The sequence below is a fragment of the Vibrio sp. 779(2023) genome (assembly GCF_033344285.1).
GTDB classification, from domain to species: domain Bacteria; phylum Pseudomonadota; class Gammaproteobacteria; order Enterobacterales; family Vibrionaceae; genus Vibrio; species Vibrio alginolyticus.
Window position 1 is genome coordinate 26,814 of record NZ_JAWPOM010000022.1, and the last position, 22,508, is coordinate 49,321.

At 45.9% G+C, this 22,508-nt stretch carries 25 protein-coding genes; 23 read left to right on the plus strand and 2 right to left on the minus strand.

Annotated features, from left to right (window positions below; translation table 11 throughout):
• The first annotated feature begins 66 nt into the window (after positions 1–66).
• The 22 genes from R8O70_RS20685 (at position 67) to glmU (ending at position 19,455) form a co-directional block, all read left to right on the plus strand.
• Positions 67–738, plus strand: a complete 672-nt coding sequence (locus R8O70_RS20685; protein ID WP_005378829.1) for an amino acid ABC transporter permease — start codon at positions 67–69, stop codon at positions 736–738.
• Entirely contained in the window at positions 735–1,472 is a 738-nt protein-coding gene (locus R8O70_RS20690) for an amino acid ABC transporter ATP-binding protein (RefSeq protein WP_005378827.1), read from the plus strand. The genes R8O70_RS20685 and R8O70_RS20690 overlap by 4 nt, the downstream gene beginning before the upstream one ends.
• Positions 1,473–1,714: 242 nt before the next feature.
• Positions 1,715–1,849, plus strand: a complete 135-nt coding sequence (gene rpmH / locus R8O70_RS20695) for a 50S ribosomal protein L34 (RefSeq protein WP_005378825.1) — start codon at positions 1,715–1,717, stop codon at positions 1,847–1,849.
• Between the two features lie 46 nt (positions 1,850–1,895).
• Positions 1,896–2,219, plus strand: coding sequence for a ribonuclease P protein component (gene rnpA, locus R8O70_RS20700; protein ID WP_005394102.1), 324 nt, complete (start codon positions 1,896–1,898; stop codon positions 2,217–2,219).
• Positions 2,186–2,443 (plus strand): membrane protein insertion efficiency factor YidD, encoded by a 258-nt coding sequence (gene yidD / locus R8O70_RS20705; RefSeq protein ID WP_005378822.1) that lies wholly within the window; start codon positions 2,186–2,188, stop codon positions 2,441–2,443. The genes rnpA and yidD overlap by 34 nt, the downstream gene beginning before the upstream one ends.
• Positions 2,444–2,445: 2 nt before the next feature.
• Positions 2,446–4,068 carry a membrane protein insertase YidC gene (yidC, locus tag R8O70_RS20710; protein ID WP_005383834.1) on the plus strand — a complete coding sequence of 541 codons (1,623 nt, stop codon included), beginning with the start codon at positions 2,446–2,448 and terminating at the stop codon, positions 4,066–4,068.
• Between the two features lie 130 nt (positions 4,069–4,198).
• Positions 4,199–5,560, plus strand: coding sequence for a tRNA uridine-5-carboxymethylaminomethyl(34) synthesis GTPase MnmE (mnmE, locus tag R8O70_RS20715; protein WP_158173538.1), 1,362 nt, complete (start codon positions 4,199–4,201; stop codon positions 5,558–5,560).
• 100 nt (positions 5,561–5,660) lie between these two features.
• Positions 5,661–6,095 (plus strand): FMN-binding protein MioC, encoded by a 435-nt coding sequence (gene mioC, locus R8O70_RS20720; protein ID WP_005378900.1) that lies wholly within the window; start codon positions 5,661–5,663, stop codon positions 6,093–6,095.
• Positions 6,096–6,572: 477 nt separating this feature from the next.
• Positions 6,573–8,468 (plus strand): tRNA uridine-5-carboxymethylaminomethyl(34) synthesis enzyme MnmG, encoded by a 1,896-nt coding sequence (mnmG, locus tag R8O70_RS20725; RefSeq protein WP_005378901.1) that lies wholly within the window; start codon positions 6,573–6,575, stop codon positions 8,466–8,468.
• On the plus strand, positions 8,468–9,103 hold the full coding sequence (gene rsmG / locus R8O70_RS20730) for a 16S rRNA (guanine(527)-N(7))-methyltransferase RsmG (protein ID WP_017635595.1): 636 nt from the start codon (positions 8,468–8,470) through the stop codon (positions 9,101–9,103). Before mnmG ends, rsmG begins: the two co-directional genes overlap by 1 nt.
• A 10-nt stretch (positions 9,104–9,113) precedes the next feature.
• Complete coding sequence (locus tag R8O70_RS20735) at positions 9,114–9,887, plus strand: ParA family protein (protein WP_005383838.1); 774 nt, start codon at positions 9,114–9,116, stop codon at positions 9,885–9,887.
• A gap of 24 nt (positions 9,888–9,911) precedes the next feature.
• Positions 9,912–10,793 (plus strand): ParB/RepB/Spo0J family partition protein, encoded by an 882-nt coding sequence (locus R8O70_RS20740; RefSeq protein WP_005383840.1) that lies wholly within the window; start codon positions 9,912–9,914, stop codon positions 10,791–10,793.
• A gap of 189 nt (positions 10,794–10,982) precedes the next feature.
• Positions 10,983–11,372, plus strand: coding sequence for a F0F1 ATP synthase subunit I (locus R8O70_RS20745; protein ID WP_005378921.1), 390 nt, complete (start codon positions 10,983–10,985; stop codon positions 11,370–11,372).
• An 8-nt stretch (positions 11,373–11,380) separates the two neighbouring features.
• A complete protein-coding gene (atpB, locus tag R8O70_RS20750) occupies positions 11,381–12,193 on the plus strand; it encodes a F0F1 ATP synthase subunit A (RefSeq protein ID WP_005378922.1) in 813 nt (270 codons plus the stop codon).
• Between the two features lie 57 nt (positions 12,194–12,250).
• On the plus strand, positions 12,251–12,505 hold the full coding sequence (gene atpE / locus R8O70_RS20755) for a F0F1 ATP synthase subunit C (RefSeq protein WP_002540812.1): 255 nt from the start codon (positions 12,251–12,253) through the stop codon (positions 12,503–12,505).
• Positions 12,506–12,579: 74 nt separating this feature from the next.
• Positions 12,580–13,050: a F0F1 ATP synthase subunit B gene (gene atpF / locus R8O70_RS20760; protein ID WP_005378929.1), complete on the plus strand. Its 471-nt coding sequence runs from the start codon at positions 12,580–12,582 to the stop codon at positions 13,048–13,050.
• A 14-nt stretch (positions 13,051–13,064) separates the two neighbouring features.
• Positions 13,065–13,598, plus strand: a complete 534-nt coding sequence (atpH, locus tag R8O70_RS20765) for a F0F1 ATP synthase subunit delta (protein ID WP_017635596.1) — start codon at positions 13,065–13,067, stop codon at positions 13,596–13,598.
• A gap of 13 nt (positions 13,599–13,611) precedes the next feature.
• Positions 13,612–15,153, plus strand: a complete 1,542-nt coding sequence (gene atpA, locus R8O70_RS20770) for a F0F1 ATP synthase subunit alpha (protein ID WP_005378931.1) — start codon at positions 13,612–13,614, stop codon at positions 15,151–15,153.
• Between the two features lie 44 nt (positions 15,154–15,197).
• Complete coding sequence (gene atpG / locus R8O70_RS20775; protein WP_005378932.1) at positions 15,198–16,064, plus strand: F0F1 ATP synthase subunit gamma; 867 nt, start codon at positions 15,198–15,200, stop codon at positions 16,062–16,064.
• A gap of 35 nt (positions 16,065–16,099) precedes the next feature.
• The gene (gene atpD / locus R8O70_RS20780; protein WP_005378933.1) at positions 16,100–17,503 is read left to right on the plus strand and encodes a F0F1 ATP synthase subunit beta; all 1,404 of its coding nucleotides are present in this window, start codon (positions 16,100–16,102) and stop codon (positions 17,501–17,503) included.
• Positions 17,504–17,521: 18 nt separating this feature from the next.
• Entirely contained in the window at positions 17,522–17,944 is a 423-nt protein-coding gene (locus R8O70_RS20785) for a F0F1 ATP synthase subunit epsilon (RefSeq protein ID WP_005378937.1), read from the plus strand.
• Between the two features lie 149 nt (positions 17,945–18,093).
• Entirely contained in the window at positions 18,094–19,455 is a 1,362-nt protein-coding gene (glmU, locus tag R8O70_RS20790) for a bifunctional UDP-N-acetylglucosamine diphosphorylase/glucosamine-1-phosphate N-acetyltransferase GlmU (RefSeq protein ID WP_005378938.1), read from the plus strand.
• Between the two features lie 69 nt (positions 19,456–19,524).
• Here glmU and R8O70_RS20795 read toward each other — a convergent pair whose 3' ends face one another.
• Entirely contained in the window at positions 19,525–20,265 is a 741-nt protein-coding gene (locus R8O70_RS20795; protein ID WP_005383852.1) for an amino acid ABC transporter permease, read from the minus strand.
• Positions 20,266–20,380: 115 nt separating this feature from the next.
• Between R8O70_RS20795 and R8O70_RS20800 the strand changes: the two genes are divergently transcribed.
• Positions 20,381–21,157 carry a transporter substrate-binding domain-containing protein gene (locus tag R8O70_RS20800; RefSeq protein ID WP_258624154.1) on the plus strand — a complete coding sequence of 259 codons (777 nt, stop codon included), beginning with the start codon at positions 20,381–20,383 and terminating at the stop codon, positions 21,155–21,157.
• Positions 21,158–21,201: 44 nt separating this feature from the next.
• On the opposite strand, the gene punC is transcribed toward R8O70_RS20800, so the two are convergent.
• Complete coding sequence (gene punC / locus R8O70_RS20805) at positions 21,202–22,407, minus strand: purine nucleoside transporter PunC (protein ID WP_054579443.1); 1,206 nt, start codon at positions 22,405–22,407, stop codon at positions 21,202–21,204.
• Positions 22,408–22,508: the final 101 nt, after the last annotated feature.

A 22,508-nucleotide genomic window follows, 5' to 3' on the forward strand; every position in this document is an offset into this window, starting at 1 on the left:
ATAAACTTACGTAAAGGTGGAACTTGTTTTCCACCTTTTCTTTTCTCTAGCCTTTAGGTAAGCCGTATGGGATTTGACTTTAATTACATGTTGGAACTGCTGCCGATATTGCTGAAATATCTTGGCACAACCATGGAAATGGCGACATGGGGATTGGTGTTTTCGCTGATTTTATCCGTCATTTTAGCCAATATTCGCGTATTTAAACTGCCAGTTCTGGATCAATTAAGCCAACTGTACATCAGCTTCTTCCGTGGCACCCCACTGTTGGTTCAGCTTTTCCTGCTTTATTACGGCTTACCGCAAATTTTTCCATTGATGGTCGGTATCGACGCCTTTTCAGCAGCGGTTATCGGTTTAACGCTGCACTTTGCCGCTTATATGGCGGAAAGTATTCGTGCCGCCATTATTGGTATTGATCGCAGCCAAATGGAAGCGAGCTTATCGGTCGGTATGACGACATCCCAAGCAATGCGCCGAGTGATTTTACCTCAAGCAACGCGTGTCGCACTGCCTTCATTGATGAACTATTTCATCGATATGATCAAGTCAACGTCTCTCGCCTTCACGCTTGGTGTGGCCGAAATCATGGCGAAAGCACAGATGGAAGCCTCATCAAGTTTCCGTTTCTTTGAAGCTTTCCTTGCGGTTGCTCTTATTTACTGGGGCGTGGTGGTGATTCTGACTCGCGTACAAATCTGGGCAGAAGCAAAACTGAATAAGGCGTACGTACGATGATTAAGTTAGAAAATATTCACAAACGTTTTGGTGAGACTGAAGTGCTGAAAGGCATCGACCTCGATATTAAGCAAGGTGAGATCATCGTGATTATCGGCTCAAGTGGTACGGGTAAATCAACCTTGCTGCGTACGGTGAACTTCCTAGAACAAGCAGATGAAGGTCGTATAACGATAGATGACATCTCCGTTGATACTCAAAAACACACTAAAGCCGAAGTATTAGCGCTGCGTCGTCGAACTGGCTTTGTGTTCCAAAACTATGCCCTGTTTGCCCATATGAATGCGCGCCAGAACATTGCCGAAGGTCTAGTGACCGTTCGAGGTTGGAAAAAAGCCGATGCTCTCAAACGAGCGCAACAAATTCTGGATGACATCGGCCTTGGGGATAAAGGCGATAGTTATCCAGCGGCATTATCTGGCGGCCAACAACAACGTGTGGGTATCGGCCGAGCGATGGCGCTACAACCAGAACTGCTGTTGTTTGACGAACCAACTTCTGCGCTGGATCCTGAATGGGTCGGTGAAGTTCTCTCATTAATGAAGAAGTTAGCTAATCAGCATCAAACCATGCTAGTGGTGACGCACGAGATGCAATTCGCGAAAGAAGTCGCTGATAGAGTGATCTTCATGGCGGAAGGCAATATCGTTGAGCAAGGTTCTCCACAGGATATCTTCGATAATCCACAAGATCCTCGTTTGAAAAAATTCCTTAACCAAGTAGGAATAGAGTAACGATCAAGCATCAGGATCGATTGATCCTTGAGATTTTACTCACACTACGTATAATCGCCCGGCCGGAATTTCGTACTCATTGAGTCATTGACACATTATGTGAGTGTGATTACAATTCCGCCTCTTTGTTGAGAGGCGTCGGTTGTCCTTCTCTATATAAAGAGCTTCTTTATATAAGAAAGCAAATACCCACGCCGGGTTTAACAAGAACCTAAAACTACTGATCAGTAAAGGTAATTATCATGAAACGCACTTTTCAACCTACAGTTCTAAAGCGCAAGCGTACTCACGGCTTCCGTGCTCGCATGGCAACTAAGAACGGTCGTAAAGTTATCAACGCACGTCGTGCAAAAGGCCGTGCGCGCCTATCAAAATAATCGCTAGTTTATTTTGAACACGTACGCGTTTAATCGGGAGTTACGTTTGTTAACTCCCGAGCATTATCAAAACGTCTTCCAGCAAGCTCATCGAGCTGGCTCGCCTCATTTCACCATCATTGCTCGCAATAACAAACTTTCTCACCCACGATTAGGTTTAGCGGTTCCCAAAAAGCAAATCAAAACGGCTGTCGGTCGTAACCGATTTAAGCGTTTGGCTCGTGAAAGCTTTCGTAACAATCAACATCAGCTTCCAAACAAAGATTTTGTTGTGATTGCAAAGAAAAGCGCGCAAGATTTAAGCAATGAGGAAATTTTTAAGTTGTTTGATAAGCTATGGCAACGCCTGTCTCGCCCTTCACGTGGATAGCCATTGGGCTCGTTTATCTGTATCGCTGGTTTATCAGCCCTTTGATTGGTCCTCGTTGCCGGTTCACACCAACCTGTTCCACTTACGCGCTAGAAGCTTTGAGAGCTCACGGTTTTGTAAAAGGATGTTGGTTATCAGGCAAACGTCTATTAAAATGCCACCCTTTGAATGAAGGGGGGTATGACCCCGTTCCACCAGTCCAAAAACAAGACAGAGATAACTAACGATGGATTCTCAACGTAATATCCTGCTCATCGGTTTGGCCCTGGTTTCTTTTTTGCTGTTTCAACAATGGCAAGTTGCAAAGAATCCAGAACCTCAAGCAGTTGAACAGGCTCAATCAAGCAGCACTCTACCTGCACCATCTTTTGCTGATGAACTTGACCCAGTTCCTGGTCAACAGCAAGCTTCTGCAAAAACTATCACAGTAACGACTGATGTTTTAACTCTGTCGATCGACACCGTTGGTGGCGATGTGGTACATGCCAACCTTAACGAATACTCTGCTGAGTTAGATTCATCAGATTCCTTTGTTCTGCTTAAAGACGCTCAAGGTCACCAATTTATCGCTCAAAGCGGTCTAGTGGGTCCTCAAGGTATCGACTTGAGCAGCACAAATCGCCCTCACTACAACGTAAGTGCAGACAGCTTCACAATGGCTGACGGTCAAGATGAACTTCGCGTTCCGATGACATTCACTGCAAACGGCATCGAATACACCAAAACTTACATCTTTAAACGCGGCAGCTACGCGCTTAATGTTGAATACGATGTAGTGAACAACTCAGGCAACAACGCAACATTTGGTATGTACGCTCACCTACGTCAAAACCTAATGGACGATGGTGGTAGCATCACAATGCCTACTTACCGTGGTGGCGCATACTCAACAGAAGATACGCGTTACAAGAAGTACAGCTTTGATGATATGCAGGATCGCAACCTGTCTCTTAACCTAGCCGATGGCCAAGGTTGGGCAGCAATGATTCAGCACTACTTTGCCGCAGCTTGGATCCCACGTAACGAACCAGGTACTAACCTATACACTCGTGTAATTGGCAACCTAGGCGACATCGGCGTTCGTATGCCAAACAAAACTATCGCAACAGGCGATCAGGCTAAGTTTGAAGCAACACTTTGGGTTGGTCCAAAACTGCAAGATGAAATGGCAGAAGTGGCACCTAACCTAGACCTAGTAGTGGACTACGGCTGGTTATGGTTCATTGCGAAGCCTCTTCATATGTTGCTTTCATTCATCCAGAGCTTTGTTGGTAACTGGGGTGTGGCAATCATCTGTCTGACCTTCATCGTTCGTGGTGCAATGTACCCACTAACAAAAGCGCAATACACGTCTATGGCGAAAATGCGCATGCTACAGCCTAAGCTGCAAGCAATGCGTGAGCGTATCGGTGATGACCGTCAGCGCATGAGCCAAGAAATGATGGAACTGTACAAGAAAGAGAAAGTGAACCCACTAGGTGGTTGTCTACCTCTTATCCTACAGATGCCTATTTTCATCGCACTATACTGGGCGCTAATGGAATCGGTAGAGCTACGTCACTCACCATTCTTCGGTTGGATTCATGACCTTTCAGCGCAGGACCCTTACTACATCCTGCCGCTATTGATGGGTGCGTCTATGTTCCTAATCCAGAAGATGAGCCCGACAACGGTAACGGATCCAATGCAGCAGAAGATCATGACCTTTATGCCGGTTATGTTTACCTTCTTCTTCTTGTTCTTCCCATCAGGTCTCGTTCTGTACTGGTTGGTGTCGAACATCGTAACGCTTATCCAGCAAACTCTGATCTACAAAGGATTAGAGAAAAAAGGCTTACACAGCAAGTAACCTTTTAGGAAATGATTGAGAAAGGCGGCCAAAAGGTCGCCTTTTTGTTTTTGGCTGATTACAATTCAGCTAATTAATTGTGATGGCTCCCTAGGTATCTTCCCTATAGCCCAGCTCAAAAGGCAAAATTATGACTACAGATACGATTGTCGCTCAAGCGACCGCGCCTGGTCGTGGCGGTGTCGGTATTATTCGAGTTTCTGGCCCTAAAGCCAACCAAGTGGCGTTAGAAGTCACTGGCAAAACACTAAAGCCCCGCTACGCAGAGTACCTGCCGTTTAAGTCAAAAGATGGCACTGTGCTTGATCAGGGCATCGCACTGTACTTCCCTAACCCACACTCATTTACCGGTGAAGACGTACTTGAGCTGCAAGGCCATGGCGGCCCTGTCGTGATGGATATGCTGATAAAACGCATTCTAGGTATAGATGGTATTCGAGCTGCTCGCCCTGGTGAGTTCTCTGAACGCGCATTTCTGAACGATAAACTCGACCTCGCTCAAGCCGAGGCGATCGCAGACCTCATTGATGCCAGTTCTGAAGAAGCAGCAAAATCGGCACTGCAATCCTTACAGGGCGCATTTTCAGGCCGCATTAATACCTTAGTTGAGTCGCTGATTCATTTGCGTATCTATGTTGAAGCAGCCATCGACTTCCCTGAAGAAGAGATCGACTTTTTGGCCGACGGTAAAGTGGCTGGTGACCTACAAGCCATCATCGACAACCTAGATGCGGTGCGCAAAGAAGCTAACCAAGGCGCTATTATGCGTGAAGGGATGAAAGTCGTGATTGCGGGTCGTCCAAACGCGGGCAAATCAAGCCTACTGAACGCACTATCGGGTAAAGAGTCTGCAATCGTAACCGACATCGCAGGAACCACGCGTGATGTACTGCGTGAGCATATCCATATTGATGGCATGCCTCTGCACATCATTGATACAGCAGGTTTGCGTGATGCTTCCGATGAAGTAGAGAAAATCGGTATCGAACGCGCGTGGGATGAAATAGCCCAAGCAGACCGCGTGTTGTTCATGGTGGATGGCACGACAACCGATGCCACCGATCCGAAAGATATCTGGCCAGATTTTGTGGATCGCCTACCAGACAACATTGGTATAACTGTGATCCGTAATAAAGCGGATCAAACGGGTGAAGATATGGGGATCTGCCACGTCAATAACCCTACCCTTATCCGTTTGTCAGCGAAGACTGGTGCAGGGGTTGAAGCTCTGCGCGATCATCTCAAGGAGTGTATGGGCTTCTCTGGCAACAGTGAAGGTGGGTTTATGGCTCGTCGTCGTCATCTCGATGCATTAGAACGTGCCGCACAGCACCTTCAAATAGGCCAGGAGCAGCTTGAAGGCTATATGGCTGGTGAAATATTGGCTGAAGAGCTACGCATCACCCAACAACATCTCAATGAGATTACCGGTGAGTTCAGTTCTGACGACTTACTGGGACGAATCTTCTCTTCATTCTGTATCGGGAAGTAAACAATCGAACGCGCGGTGCTGAGCTTAACTCACACCGCGTTTCTTTTTGTACGGCAAGCCATCCATGAGCTTTAGCCGTCGCATTCAATAAGGAAGAAGTATGATCCACATTATTACAGGCAGCACGTTAGGTGGCGCAGAATACGTAGGGGATCACCTGAGTGATCTACTCAACGAGAATGGATTTGAAACAACGATCCACAACCAGCCTTCCCTCAGTGATATCGAAAATCAAGGTACGTGGTTGGTGATCACCTCTACACATGGAGCTGGTGAGTATCCTGATAATATCCAACCTTTTATCGCAGCATTACAAAATACACCGCCAAAAATGACTGATGTAAAATTTGCGGTGATTGCGATTGGTGACTCTAGCTACGATACGTTCTGTGCCGCTGGTCAACACGCTTATGATTTATTAGAGGATATTGGTGCAACCCCTCTCGCAGATTGCTTTAAAATCGATGTACTGAGCCATGATGTGCCAGAAGACGCCGCAGAGATGTGGTTAAAAGAGAATATCGAACGTTTTTAAACTCACGACTTTCCCTTCAACAGAGTCGAAATTCGGCTCTGTTTTCTCCCATGTGAATAACTCCCACCAAATTATTTTGTTTAACCGCTCAAAAACCAACCAAACAGACTGTGGATAACTACAATAAGATCCAGTGATTTTCCTTTAGTTATCCCAATAACAACTTTGATCAATTTTACCCCCTGTGTATAACCACCACTTTTGATCCCAGGTAATCCTCGATCTGATCCAATCATGATCACAAGATATGATCCAAAGAAGATCCATGATCTTGTTGATCATTTTTAGGTTATCCACAGAAACGCTCGATCCTAATAGTAGATCTAATAAAAGATCATATATATAGATCTTATATATATTTATCTTGAAGCTTAAAACGGATAAAACGAGAAAACGTTTTTCTCTCTGGCATAAAGCAGGTAAAATACGGCTCCTTTATCTGTCCATTAAATCCCTTTGAATACCTGAGGTCAGTTCATGCTTTATCACGAAAACTTTGACGTCATTGTTGTCGGTGGCGGACACGCAGGAACGGAAGCCGCGCTCGCATCTGCACGCACAGGACAAAAAACGCTTCTCCTTACCCATAACATCGATACATTAGGCCAGATGTCTTGTAATCCGGCGATCGGTGGTATTGGTAAAGGTCACTTAGTAAAAGAAGTAGATGCTATGGGCGGTTTGATGGCTGAAGCCATCGACCATGCAGGTATTCAGTTTCGTACACTAAATGCCTCCAAAGGTCCTGCAGTACGAGCAACTCGAGCTCAAGCCGATCGCGCTCTGTACAAAGCGTACGTTCGTAATGCATTAGAAAATGCGCCTAACTTAACGTTGTTCCAGCAGTCAGTTGATGATCTGATTGTTGAACAAGATCGCGCAGTTGGTGTGGTAACTCAAATGGGACTTCGCTTCCATGCGAAAGCCGTTGTGCTAACCGTGGGTACCTTCCTTGGTGGTAAGATCCACATAGGTATGGAAAGCTCGTCTGGTGGTCGTGCCGGGGATCCACCATCGATCGCATTAGCGGATCGACTGCGTGAACTGCCGTTCCGTGTGGATCGTTTAAAAACAGGTACTCCACCGCGCATTGATGCTCGTACAGTTGATTTTTCAGTGCTAGAAGCTCAGCACGGTGATAACCCAACGCCTGTATTCTCGTTCATGGGCAAACGTGAACAGCATCCGCGTCAGATTCCATGTTTCATTACCCACACCAATGAACAAACTCACGATGTGATCCGTAGTAACTTGGATCGCAGTCCAATGTACGCAGGTGTGATTGAAGGTATTGGTCCTCGTTACTGTCCGTCTATTGAAGACAAAGTGATGCGTTTCGCTGACAAAAACAGCCACCAAATCTTCATTGAGCCAGAAGGCCTAACCACGCACGAGTTATACCCTAATGGTATCTCGACCAGCTTGCCATTTGATGTGCAAGTACAAATCGTGCGCTCAATGAAAGGGTTTGAAAATGCACACATCGTTCGCCCAGGTTATGCGATTGAATATGATTTCTTCGATCCACGTGATTTGAAGCAAACGTACGAGACGAAGTTCATCCATGGTTTGTTCTTTGCTGGCCAGATTAATGGTACGACTGGCTACGAAGAAGCCGCAGCGCAAGGCTTGATGGCCGGTCTAAACGCAAGCTTGTTTAGCCAAGACAAAGAAGGCTGGAGCCCACGTCGTGACCAAGCTTACATGGGCGTGTTGATTGATGACTTATCGACCATGGGTACCAAAGAGCCGTACCGCATGTTCACTTCTCGTGCGGAATACCGCTTGCTACTTCGTGAAGATAATGCCGATTTGCGTTTAACGGAAAAAGCGCGCGAGCTAGGCTTGATTGATGATGTTCGTTGGGCTCGCTTTAACGAGAAAATCAACAATATGGAAACGGAGCGTCAGCGTTTGAAAGCAACGTGGATGAATCCGAAGTCAGAGGGTGTTGATGAGCTGAACAAGCTGCTGAAAACCCCAATGGCCCGTGAAGCGAGTGGTGAGGATCTTCTGCGTCGTCCAGAGATCACTTATTCGCAACTGACGCAACTTGAAGCGTTTGCTCCTGCACTTGAAGATCAGCAAGCGGCTGAGCAAGTTGAAATTCAAGTGAAATACGATGGTTACATCAAGCGTCAGCAGGAAGAGATCGAAAAATCACTGCGTCACGAAAATACCAAGTTACCTGCTGATTTGGATTACCGCGATGTAAAAGGTTTATCAAACGAAGTCGTTGCTAAACTGAGCGAGGCCAAACCAGAGAGCATCGGTATTGCATCACGCATTTCTGGTATTACGCCTGCTGCAATTTCTATTCTACTTGTTCACTTGAAAAAGCATGGTTTGTTGAAGAAAGGTGAGGAAGAATAATGAGCGCATTGCGAACAAAGCTGGATTCACTGATCGCGAAAACCGATTTGGAAGTGTCAGAACAGCAACGAGAGCAGTTAGTTGGTTATGTCGAACTGCTCGACAAATGGAACAAAGCGTACAATTTAACATCGGTACGTGATCCGCTTGATATGTTAGTGAAACATATTCTTGATAGTATCGTTGTAAGCGCACACCTGTCCGGTGAGCGCTTCATTGATGTTGGTACTGGTCCGGGGTTACCGGGCATCCCTTTGGCAATCATGAACCCTGAGAAAACCTTCTTTTTGCTCGACAGTCTTGGCAAACGCATCCGTTTTATCAAGCAAGTCGTGCACACATTAGGGCTGAAAAACGTGACACCAATTCAAAGTCGCGTCGAAGAATTCCATCCTGAAGAAAAATTTGATGGCGTTTTGAGTCGAGCTTTTGCTTCAATGACAGACATGGTGGAATGGTGCCACCATTTGCCGAAACAAGAGCACGGGGTGTTTCTAGCGCTGAAAGGACAGCACCCTAAAGATGAAATGGATCAGCTTCCTGAATGGTGCAGTGTGACAGAGATCATATCTTTGGCTGTTCCTGAGTTGGAAGGTGATCGTCATCTAGTAATCTTATCGCGCAAGGAAAATTAGCGAGGTAATCGTGGGTAAAATTGTAGCAATAGCCAACCAGAAAGGTGGGGTCGGCAAAACAACAACGTGCATTAACTTAGCGGCTTCGATGGCGGCAACAAAGCGCAAGGTTTTGGTGATCGATCTCGACCCGCAAGGCAATGCTACGATGGCCAGTGGCGTGGATAAGTATATGGTCGACGCCACCGCATACGATCTTTTGGTCGAAGATACACCGTTCGATCAAGTCGTTTGTACCCAAACAACAGGGAAGTATGATTTGATCGCGGCGAACGGAGACGTAACCGCGGCAGAAATCAAATTGATGGAAGTTTTCGCTCGTGAAGTGCGTCTAAAAAATGCATTGTCGTCAGTTCGCGATAACTATGATTTCATCTTTATTGATTGTCCTCCTTCTCTAAACCTTCTTACAATCAATGCGATGGCGGCAGCTGACTCTGTGTTGGTGCCGATGCAATGTGAATACTTTGCGTTAGAAGGTTTAACTGCTCTTATGGATACAATCAGCAAGTTAGCGGCTGTTGTGAATGAAAACCTCAAAATCGAAGGTTTATTGCGTACCATGTACGACCCACGCAACCGCTTATCGAATGAAGTATCCGATCAACTTAAAAAACACTTTGGGAATAAAGTTTACCGTACTGTCATTCCGCGTAATGTTCGTTTGGCTGAAGCACCAAGTCACGGTAAGCCTGCAATGTACTACGATAAGTACTCCGCAGGTGCCAAAGCGTATCTTGCTCTAGCGGGCGAAATGCTCCGCCGCGAAGAAATCCCAGTTTAACTCTAACCTAAGGAATTCAATCCCATGTCTAAGCGTGGTCTCGGAAAAGGACTGGATGCGTTATTGTCGACCAGTTCGTTTGCTCGTGAAAAACAGCATATTGCATCGCATAGCCAAGAATTATCGGCAGACGGTGAGTTAACCGATTTAGCGATTGGTCAATTGCAGCCGGGCGTATACCAACCGCGTAAAGATATGGCGCCTGAAGCGCTAGAAGAACTAGCGGCTTCGATTCAATCACAAGGCATTATTCAACCAATCGTGGTTCGCCAGGTCGAAAATGGTCAGTTTGAGATCATCGCAGGTGAGCGCCGCTGGCGTGCTGCAAGGCAGGCGGGTTTAAAACGCGTGCCGTGTTTGGTGAAAAAAGTTGAAGATCGTGCCGCCATCGCCATGGCGTTGATTGAAAACATTCAACGTGAAGACTTGAATGTGATTGAGGAAGCCCAAGCGCTTGAGCGTCTACAAGATGAATTCACGCTGACACATCAGCAAGTGGCCGATGTGATTGGTAAATCAAGAACGACGGTCAGTAACCTATTACGTCTGAATCAGTTGGAAGTTGATGTAAAAGGTCTGGTTGCAGATAAAAAATTGGAAATGGGTCATGCTCGAGCTCTGTTAGCGTTAGAAGGCGAACAGCAAGTCGAAGTAGCTCAACAAGTGGCTAAGAAGCAAATGACTGTTCGCCAAACCGAACAGTTAGTAAAAAAGTGCTTAGCCCCACAAAATGAGCAAAAAGGGCAACAAGAGGATACCGAAGCCGAGCAAATGTCGCATAAATTGAGTCAGCTGCTTGATGCAAAAGTTTCTCTTACCCGTTCTGCAAACGGAAAAGCGAAATTGACGATAAGTCTTGATGAGCCTCACAAATTGGACCAACTAATTGCCAAGCTTGAGGCCTAGATGAGATAATTGATTTAGGTCAATTAATCTAATTAATCGAATTTTGTGCGAAAGTTGTCGTTTTGTAAACAAAACTGTAAGTTTTTGATGCAATCGAATTGCTTTACGTTGAACTGAACGTATAATTTTCGCCAATTTCCCAGCACAGAGAGTTAAGTGCGAAGTGGATATTACTAGAGGTACGAATACATGGTAGCTGCGTTAGCTAGACCAGGACGAGAGCTCGCAAGGCAATTGTTAATGATCCAGTCTGGCGCGGTTATTTTTGTGGCAGCAGGAATGGCGGTAGCCATAAATCCTGACTGGGGATTTTCAGCGCTGATTGGCGGAGGCATTTTTGTTGTTGCCAATGCAGTATTCGCGCTGTGTGCTTTCATGTTTAGTGGAGCTCGCGCTGCCAAGCGCATCGCTGCTTCCTTCTATACGGGTGAAGTACTGAAAATTCTCATCACGGTTGCACTGTTCTATGTTGCCTACATGTATATGCAGGTGGAACTTGTTCCCCTCAAACTAACCTATTTGCTGGTACTAGGTATTAATATCTGTGCACCAGTGCTATTCATTAACAACAAAAAATAGGATGAGTTATGGCTGCGCCAGGTGAAGCGCTAACATCGTCCGGTTACATTGCCCACCACCTTTCTAACCTATCGCTATACAAGTTGGGTTTAGTAGGGTCGGAGACAAGTTTCTGGAACGTACATATCGATAGCCTGTTTTTTTCTTGGTTTACTGGTTTAATTTTCCTCGGAATTTTTTACAAAGTAGCAAAGAGAACAACAGCGGGTGTACCGGGTAAGCTTCAGTGTGCTGTAGAAATGATCGTTGAATTTGTCGCCGATAACGTCAAAGACACGTTCCATGGACGCAACCCACTGATCGCGCCTTTAGCACTGACTATCTTTTGTTGGGTATTTTTGATGAACGTGATGGACTTAGTTCCTATCGACTTCTTACCATACCCAGCAGAGCATTGGCTAGGTATCCCTTACCTTAAGGTTGTACCGTCTGCTGATGTGAATATCACCATGGCTATGGCTCTAGGCGTTTTTGCATTGATGATTTACTACAGCATCAAAGTAAAAGGTCTAGGTGGATTCGCAAAAGAACTTGCACTACATCCATTCAATCACCCACTGATGATTCCGTTTAACCTACTAATTGAAGTGGTATCGCTATTAGCGAAACCTCTATCACTTGGTATGCGTCTATTCGGTAACATGTTCGCGGGTGAGGTTGTATTCATTCTTTGTGCGGCAATGCTACCATGGTACTTACAATGGATGGGTTCACTACCGTGGGCAATCTTCCATATCTTGGTTATTACGATTCAAGCCTTCGTATTCATGATGTTGACAATTGTTTACCTGTCAATGGCACACGAAGATCCTGATCATTAATTTTTTTAAAGCTTTTTATTTGGGCACTAAGCCAACAACTATAAATTGGAGATAGTAATGGAAACTTTACTGAGCTTTTCTGCAATCGCCGTAGGTATTATCGTCGGTCTTGCTTCTCTTGGTACAGCGATTGGTTTCGCACTGCTAGGTGGTAAATTCCTAGAAGGTGCTGCACGTCAACCAGAAATGGCTCCTATGCTACAAGTTAAGATGTTCATCATCGCGGGTCTACTTGATGCGGTTCCAATGATCGGTATCGTAATCGCGCTACTATTCACTTTCGCAAACCCATTCGTTGGTCAACTAGGTTAATCACCTTTAACTCGGGACGGGCGATTATCGCTTGTCACTGATTAACACTAAGTCCAAATAGAGGGGTAGCTGTTGTGAACATAAACGCAACTCTGCTAGGTCAAGCAATCTCGTTCGCACTATTTGTGTGGTTCTGCATGAAGTATGTATGGCCACCATTGATGCAAGCGATCGAAGAGCGTCAGAAGAAAATTGCTGATGGTCTTCAAGCAGCAGAACGTGCTGCGAAAGACTTGGATCTAGCACAAGCCAACGCTTCTGATCAATTGAAAGAAGCGAAGCGCACAGCAACTGAGATCATCGAACAAGCGAACAAACGTAAGTCTCAAATTCTTGATGAAGCTCGCGAGGAAGCTCAGGCAGAACGCCAGAAAATCCTAGCGCAAGCAGAAGCAGAACTTGAAGCTGAACGCAATCGTGCACGCGATGAGCTGCGCAAACAAGTTGCTACTCTGGCTGTAGCTGGTGCTGAGAAAATCCTTGAGCGTTCTATCGATAAAGATGCGCAAAAAGATATTCTCGACAACATTACTGCAAAACTTTAAGTCTGGGGGCGCATATGTCTGATTTGACTACTATCGCACGCCCCTATGCTAAAGCAGCCTTCGACTTTGCTTTAGAGAAAGACCAGTTGGACCAATGGGGCCAAATGTTATCTTTTGCTGCTGAAGTGGCCAAAAATGAACAAATGAACGAACTACTAACGGGTTCGGTTTCTGCTGACAAAATGGCAGAAATTTTTGTTGCAGTTTGCGGCGAACAAGTTGATGCGCACGGTCAAAACCTTTTGAAGGTAATGGCTGAGAATGGTCGTTTAGCGGCCCTTCCTGATGTTTGCACGGAGTTTTTTACTCTGAAAAAAGAACATGAGAAAGAAATTGATGTTGAAGTAATTTCAGCAACAGAGCTTTCTGATGAACAACTTGCAAACATTGGCAGCAAACTTGAAAAGCGTCTTGAACGCAAAGTGAAGCTGAATTGCAGTGTAGATGAGACCCTACTTGGTGGGGTTATTATTCGAGCCGGAGACCTAGTCATCGATGACTCAGCGCGTGGTCGTTTGAACCGCCTGAGCGATGCATTGCAGTCTTAATGGGGATTGGAGCATGCAACTTAATTCCACGGAAATTAGCGATCTGATCAAACAACGTATCGAATCTTTCGAAGTTGTTAGTGAAGCTCGCAACGAGGGTACTATCGTATCGGTAAGCGATGGTATCATCCGCATCCACGGCCTAGCGGACGTGATGCAAGGTGAAATGATTGAATTACCGGGTGGCCGTTATGCACTGGCACTTAACCTTGAGCGTGACTCGGTTGGTGCGGTTGTAATGGGCCCATATGCTGACCTTAAGGAAGGCATGAAAGTTACAGGTACTGGCCGCATTCTTGAAGTGCCAGTTGGTCCAGAACTACTAGGCCGCGTAGTAAACACGCTGGGTGAGCCTATCGATGGTAAAGGCCCAATCGAAGCGAAAATGACTTCGCCTGTAGAAGTGATCGCACCAGGTGTAATCGACCGTAAATCGGTAGACCAACCTGTGCAAACTGGTTATAAGTCAGTTGACTCAATGATCCCAATCGGTCGTGGTCAGCGTGAGCTTATCATCGGTGACCGTCAGATTGGTAAAACAGCACTGGCGATCGACGCGATCATCAACCAGAAAGACTCTGGTATTTTCTCTATCTACGTAGCAATCGGTCAGAAAGCATCGACTATCGCTAACGTTGTTCGCAAACTAGAAGAGCACGGCGCACTACAAAACACTATCGTTGTAGTTGCATCAGCTTCTGAATCTGCAGCGCTTCAATACCTAGCGCCTTACGCAGGTTGTGCGATGGGTGAATACTTCCGCGATCGCGGTGAAGACGCACTGATTGTTTACGATGATCTATCTAAGCAAGCGGTAGCTTACCGTCAGATCTCTCTACTACTTAAACGTCCACCAGGCCGTGAGGCATTCCCAGGTGACGTATTCTACTTACACTCGCGTCTACTAGAGCGTGCAGCTCGTGTAAACGAAGAGTACGTAGAGCGTTTCACTAACGGTGAAGTGAAAGGTAAGACTGGTTCTTTGACTGCTCTTCCTATCATCGAAACTCAAGCAGGTGACGTTTCAGCATTCGTACCGACTAACGTAATCTCGATTACCGATGGTCAGATCTTCCTACAAACTGAGCTATTCAACGCTGGTGTTCGTCCTGCTGTTGACCCAGGTATCTCAGTATCTCGTGTAGGTGGTTCAGCTCAGACGAAAATCATCAAGAAACTATCAGGTGGTATCCGTACAGCACTAGCTGCATACCGTGAACTAGCGGCATTTGCTCAGTTCTCTTCTGACCTTGATGACGCAACGAAGAAACAGCTAGACCATGGTCAAAAAGTTACAGAACTAATGAAGCAGAAGCAGTATGCTCCAATGTCTGTATTTGACCAAGCTCTAACTATCTTCGCGGCAGAGCGCGGTTACCTTGATGATGTAGAACTTAACAAAGTTCTAGATTTCGAGGCGGCTCTACTATCGTACGCTCGCGGTCAATACGCTGAACTAGCAGCTGAGATCGACAAGTCTGGCGCTTACAACGATGAAATCGAAGCTCAGTTGAAGAAACTGACTGACGACTTCAAAGCAACCCAAACTTGGTAATTAGGTCGGTGGCAGTTTCTGCCACCAACTAACGGAGAGTAACGATGGCCGGCGCAAAAGAGATACGTAATAAAATCGGTAGTGTTAAAAGCACTCAGAAAATTACGAAAGCGATGGAAATGGTAGCAGCTTCAAAAATGCGTCGTTCTCAAGATGCAATGGAAGCTTCTCGTCCATACGCTGAAACAATGCGTAAAGTGATCGGTCATGTGGCTAACGCAAACCTAGAGTACCGTCATCCGTACCTAGAAGAGCGTGAAGCTAAACGTGTTGGTTACATCATCGTTTCGACAGACCGTGGTCTGTGTGGTGGTTTGAATATTAACGTGTTCAAAAAAGCCGTTACAGACATGCAAGCATGGAGAGAGAAAGGTGCTGAGATTGAGCTAGCCGTTGTTGGCTCAAAAGCAACAGCTTTCTTTAAACATGGTGGCGCAAAAGTTGCGGCACAGGTTTCTGGTCTTGGAGATAATCCAAGCCTACAAGACCTAATCGGCTCTGTTGGCGTAATGCTGAAGAAATACGATGAAGGTGAACTGGACCGTCTATATGTAGTATTCAACAAGTTTGTAAATACTATGGTTCAGCAACCAACGATCGATCAATTGCTACCTTTGCCTAAATCGGACAGCGAAGAGATGCAGCGTGAGCATTCATGGGACTACATCTATGAGCCTGAACCAAAACCTCTACTGGATACGCTATTAGTGCGTTACGTAGAGTCTCAGGTATACCAAGGTGTGGTTGAGAACCTTGCTTGTGAGCAAGCGGCTCGAATGATTGCGATGAAGGCTGCAACGGATAACGCAACCAGTTTGATTGACGATTTGGAACTTGTGTACAACAAAGCCCGTCAGGCTGCGATTACACAAGAACTATCAGAAATCGTTGGTGGTGCAGCTGCGGTTTAAGCTTAGGTAAAACGAAATAGTTTAGAGGATTAACGATGGCTACAGGTAAGATCGTACAGATCATCGGTGCGGTAGTCGACGTAGAGTTCCCACAGAGCGATGTACCTAGTGTATATGACGCTCTAAACGTAACGGACTCAAAAGAGCGTCTAGTTCTTGAAGTTCAACAACAGCTAGGCGGTGGCGTAGTTCGTTGTATCGTAATGGGTAGCTCTGATGGTTTACGTCGTGGAGTAGAAGTGGTTAACACTGGCGCTCCAATTTCAGTACCAGTAGGTACTAAAACTCTAGGTCGTATCATGAACGTCCTAGGTGACGCGATTGACGAGCGTGGTGAAGTGGGTGCGGAAGAGGTTTACTCTATCCACCGTAGTGCACCAAGCTACGAAGAGCAATCAAACGAAATTGCACTTCTAGAAACGGGCGTTAAAGTAATCGACCTAATTTGTCCATTCGCTAAGGGTGGTAAAATCGGTCTATTCGGTGGTGCAGGTGTAGGTAAGACCGTTAACATGATGGAACTTATCAACAACATCGCACTACAGCACTCAGGTCTATCAGTATTTGCTGGTGTTGGTGAGCGTACTCGTGAAGGTAACGATTTCTACTACGAGATGCAGGAAGCGGGCGTTGTAAACGTTGAGAAGCCTGAAGAATCAAAAGTAGCGATGGTTTACGGTCAGATGAACGAGCCACCAGGTAACCGTCTACGTGTTGCACTGACTGGTCTAACAATGGCAGAGCGTTTCCGTGACGAAGGTCGTGACGTACTACTGTTCATTGATAACATCTACCGTTACACACTTGCAGGTACAGAGGTATCAGCACTACTAGGTCGTATGCCTTCTGCGGTAGGTTACCAGCCAACTCTTGCAGAAGAGATGGGTGTACTCCAGGAGCGTATCACGTCAACGAAATCAGGTTCTATCACGTCTGTACAGGCGGTATACGTACCAGCGGATGACTTGACTGACCCGTCTCCAGCAACAACGTTCGCGCACTTGGATGCAACGGTTGTACTTAACCGTAACATCGCTGCAATGGGTCTATACCCTGCGATCGACCCGCTAGATTCAACATCTCGTATGCTTGATCCACTAGTCGTTGGTCAAGATCACTACGAAGTTGCTCGTGGTGTTCAGCAGACTCTTCAGCGCTACAAAGAGCTGAAAGATATCATTGCTATCCTAGGTATGGACGAGCTATCTGAAGAAGATAAGCAAGTTGTATCTCGTGCACGTAAGATTGAGCGTTTCCTAACTCAGCCTTACCACGTAGCAGAAGTATTTACAGGTGACCCTGGTATTTACGTACCTCTAAAAGAGACTCTACGTGGCTTTAAAGGTCTACTAGCTGGTGAATACGACGACATTCCTGAGCAGGCATTTATGTACTGCGGTAGCATCGACGATGCTATTGAGAATGCGAAGAAGCTATAAGGCTAACTAGGAGGCGATATGGCAGCAATAACCTTTCACCTAGACGTAGTAAGCGCTGAGAAGAAAATCTTCTCTGGTCGTGTTGAAACGTTTCAGGTGACCGGTAGCGAAGGTGAACTTGGTATTTTCCATGGTCACACACCGCTGCTGACCGCTATCAAGCCTGGTATGGTGCGTATTGTGAAACAGCACGGCCACGAAGAAATTATTTATGTTTCTGGTGGTATGGTAGAGATTCAGCCTGGTACAGCGACTGTACTAGCTGATACAGCTATCCGTGGTGAAGAGCTAGACGCAGCGAAGGCAGAAGAAGCCAAACGCCGCGCTGAGGAGCAAATCCAGAATCAGCATGGTGACATGGACTTCGCACAAGCGGCCAGTGAACTGGCTAAAGCCATTGCTCAGCTACGAGTTATCGAGCTGACAAAAAAGCGTCGCTAAGCTCAATTAGCAACGTTGCATGAAAAAAGGCGGCCAATTGGTCGCCTTTTTGATTAATTTTAGTTGGAAATTTACATCCCACCATTAACTAATCCTTCCAAGGTGTTTAAAATAACGCCCAATTAAAATAGAACGTCAATAGGTTATTAATGAAATTCAGTGCTGTGATCCTTGCTGCGGGTAAAGGTACCCGTATGTATTCAAACATGCCTAAAGTGCTACACACTTTGGCAGGGAAGCCAATGGCAAAACATGTTATCGATACATGTACAGGTCTTGGCGCACAAAACATCCACTTAGTATATGGTCACGGTGGTGATCAAATGCAGCAAACGCTAGCAGAAGAGCCTGTAAACTGGGTACTGCAAGCGGAGCAACTAGGTACAGGTCATGCGGTTGATCAAGCGTCTCCGAAGTTTGAAGACGATGAAAAAGTACTGGTGCTTTACGGTGATGTTCCACTGATTTCAGCTGAAACGATTGAAAACCTATTAGATGCACAGCCAACAGGCGGTATTGCACTACTAACAGTGATTCTAGATAACCCGACAGGCTACGGTCGTATTATCCGTAAAAATGGTCCTGTTGTTGCGATCGTTGAGCAAAAAGATGCAACAGAAGAACAAAAACAAATTAAAGAGATCAACACTGGCGTGATGGTTGCGACTGGTGGGGATCTTAAGCGTTGGTTGTCTGGCTTAAACAACAACAACGCACAAGGCGAATACTACCTAACTGACGTTATTGCAGCTGCACACGATGAAGGTCGTGCCGTTGAGGCAGTACACCCAGTCAATGCCATTGAGGTGGAAGGGGTCAATGACCGCGCGCAGCTTGCTCGTCTAGAGCGTGCTTTCCAGTCAATGCAAGCTCAGAAGCTGCTAGAGCAAGGTGTCATGCTACGCGATCCAGCACGCTTTGATTTGCGTGGTGAGTTACAGTGCGGTATGGACTGTGAAATCGACGTGAATGTTATCATCGAAGGTAATGTTTCACTGGGTGATAACGTGGTTATCGGTGCGGGTTGTGTACTGAAAGATTGTGAAATCGACGACAACACCATCGTTCGCCCTTACAGTGTGATTGAAGGTGCAACGGTTGGTGAAGAATGTACGGTTGGTCCATTTACTCGCCTTCGTCCTGGTGCTGAAATGCGTAACGATTCCCATGTGGGTAACTTCGTTGAAGTGAAAAATGCGCGCATCGGAGAAGGTTCAAAAGCGAACCACCTAACTTACTTAGGTGATGCAGAGATCGGTCAACGTACTAACATCGGCGCAGGTACTATCACTTGTAACTACGATGGTGCGAACAAGTTTAAAACCATCATCGGTAATGATGTTTTTGTTGGTTCTGATAGCCAGCTGGTGGCGCCTGTCACTATCGCTGATGGCGCAACCATCGGTGCAGGCACGACACTAACAAAAGATGTTGAAGAAGGTGAGTTAGTAATTACTCGCGTCAAAGAGCGCAAAATTACTGGCTGGCAGCGTCCTGTAAAACAGAAATAAGCATTACCTACACTCTGTCAAAGCCGCTCAACAAGAGCGGCTTTGTTGTTTCTAGCTAAGGCTTCATCGCTAGTAGCTAGGAATGGCAATACGTTTTTCGAGCCAACGAACGGCTTGAGATACAAATAGGATGAGTAACAAGTACTCCAAAACGAGGAAGGTATAAATCTCTAAGGGTAAGTACTCATTCACCACCAGCTCATTAGCACGGCGAGTGAGATCGCTTAAACCAATCACGCTGACTAAAGAACTCATCTTGAGAATGTAGACAAATTGATTGCCCAGTGGAGGGAGGATTTGTCGAAATGCTTGGGGAAGAATTACCAGGCGCATCTTTTGCCAATAGCTTAAGCCCAAAGATTCAGCCGCTTCATGTTGGCCACGGCTGATAGCTTGTATCCCACCGCGAAACACTTCCGCCATAAACGCACTCTCAGCGATAGTCAGTGCAATAACACCCGCCCAAAAGTGATTGAGTGAGACATCCAATAGTGTAGGCATGCCGTAATACACCCAAAGTAGTAAGACTAAAACTGGCACTGAACGGATCACCTCGACATAAATACGGTTTATCCACTTCAGAGAGGCTGAGTCCGACAGAGCGGGTAACGCAACGATTAGGCCCAAGCTCATCGCAAATAACATACTAAGGAGTGATACTTGGATGGTGTCGTTAAACCCAGCGATTAAAAACTTTAGATTGGTGAGCCCTTGATCCGTCGAAGGGTCAAGTACATACCAGCCCCATTGATAATCTGAACAACCAGTGAGTAATAGTAGTGAAAATAGCCATAGAGTTCGAAACGTCACATTTACTCCCTGAATTAACTAAAAAACTTCCTTTGTTGCTGCTATGTTATCAGTAGAGCTCTAATAAAGGTTAATTATTAAACCGTATAAGGTCATTATTTTTAAGGGAATAAAAATGAGAAAGATTTTACTAGTGCTAGGAATGTGTTTGCTTGCTGCGACTCAAGTCGCTCACGCTGAAAGCCGTCTTCAATCTATTTTAGACAATGGCGTACTCCGAGTTGGAACGACGGGAGATTGGAATCCGATGACGATGAAAGACCCCGCGACAAACAGTTATCGTGGCTTCGATATCGATGTAACAACAGAACTTGCTAAAGATCTCGGTGTAAAAGTGGAGTATGTTCCCACGGATTGGAAGACGCTAGTTAATGGCATTACCGCCAACAAGTACGATATTACTGGCAGCGCATCTCTGAACATGTCGCGCGCGAAAGTAGCTGGATACAGCCTGCCATATTTCTACCTTGCCTTTGTACCTGTGGTGCAAAAGAAAGATCTCGCCAAATTCTCTGATTGGGCGGATTTTAATAAACCAGAAGTAAAAGTCGCGGCGACGTTAGGTACGGTACAAGAAAAAATGGTGAAAGAATTCTTCCCGTCTGCTCAACATATTGTTATTGAAGCGCCAGCGCGCGACTTCCAAGAACTACTAGCTCGCAGGGCCGATGTATCGGTGACGTCCAATGTGGAAGCAGCGACGTTGGTGGATAAGTTTAAACAGTTGGCGATAGTGCCAGTGACCGCACCGCGTAAACCAACCCCAATTGCTATGTTGTTGCCGCAAGACGATCAAGTATGGATTAATTATCTCAATCACTGGGTAGAGTTGAAAAAGACTCAAGGCTTTTTTAAGCAGACTGCCAAGAAGTGGGGGTTGAAAAGCTTATAAACAGAAAGAGCCGCATTGCGCGGCTCTTTTTATTATCTGAACGATTAAAGTTCGTCTTCACTCACGACTCGGGCGTTGTCAGGAGTCGTAAAGTGCTTGGATAATTCGCGATTCGACAGAATGTATCCCATCCACAGCCCACCCATACAGATGATGATTGCGATGCCAGTAACCATCTGAGCTTGGCTTGCCATTGCGGCTACCAATGCACTTGAGAAGCTACTTACACAGATTTGCAGGCTGTTTTGCAGACCTGCTGCTGTTGCAGGGCTCTGTTGTGCGCTGGCCAATGCACGGTTTACCACGATTGGGTACAGCGCGCCGTTAGCAACGGCAATCAAACAGAATGGCGCAAGAATAGGCCAAATCGATGACAGATCCCACTGTGAAGCAATGAAAATCATTAATGCCGCGACACTAAATAGGCCAATCAGTTGGCGCAGAACCTTTTCATCACCAAATTTTCGAACGCCTACTTTACCTAAGTAGCCACCAGCCATAAACGCGATGGTTTGTGGGATAAAGCTCAAACCAATATCTTTTGCTTCGTAGCCCAGTTGCGCCATGATTTCTGGCATCCCAGTTAGGTAAGCAAAGAATGCAGCTGAAGCCGTCGCAAACATAAACACGTTGCCAAGGTATTTTTTAGAACTCAGCAGCGCTTTGATGTCGGCAGACATACTGGTTTGTTTGATTTCTGCTTTCTCGTCTTTTTGTGCCATGGTCGCAAAGACCAAAAAGACACCAACCAGTGTTAGCGTAATAAAGATACTGTGCCAGCCGAAGTTATCTGCCAACACAACCCCTAATTGAGGTGCTAGTGCTGGTGATAGCGCGACGAGTGGCATGATTGTCGCAAAAATTTGTTGGCTACTGCTTGAGTAGCGTTTAATGACCATAGCCTGCCAGATCACGGCTGGTGCACACACACCGATAGCTTGGATAAAGCGCAGTGTGAGTAGTTGCCATACTTGATCACAGAAAGCCAAACCGAATGACGCGATAGTAAATAGCACCAACCCGGCTGCGAGTGTATTACGATGGCCAAATTTATCGGATGCCAATCCCCACATTAGCTGGCCAATCGCCATACCAACGAGGAATACCGTTAAAGAGAGCGCAATTTGCTCAGGGCCTGTTGCAAAGTCGATTTCCATCGCTTTGAATGCTGGCAGATACATATCGGTAGCAACGAAGCCAAGCATCGATAATGCTGCCAGATAAATGAGCTGTAGTTTTGAGATTTTCATGATTCAACCAGTCAAATTATTTAATCATTTTTTAATCAACATCAGTTGGCGCCAACCCTGATTTATTTACCTTATTATTCTATTTTTCGATTTTGAGAAAA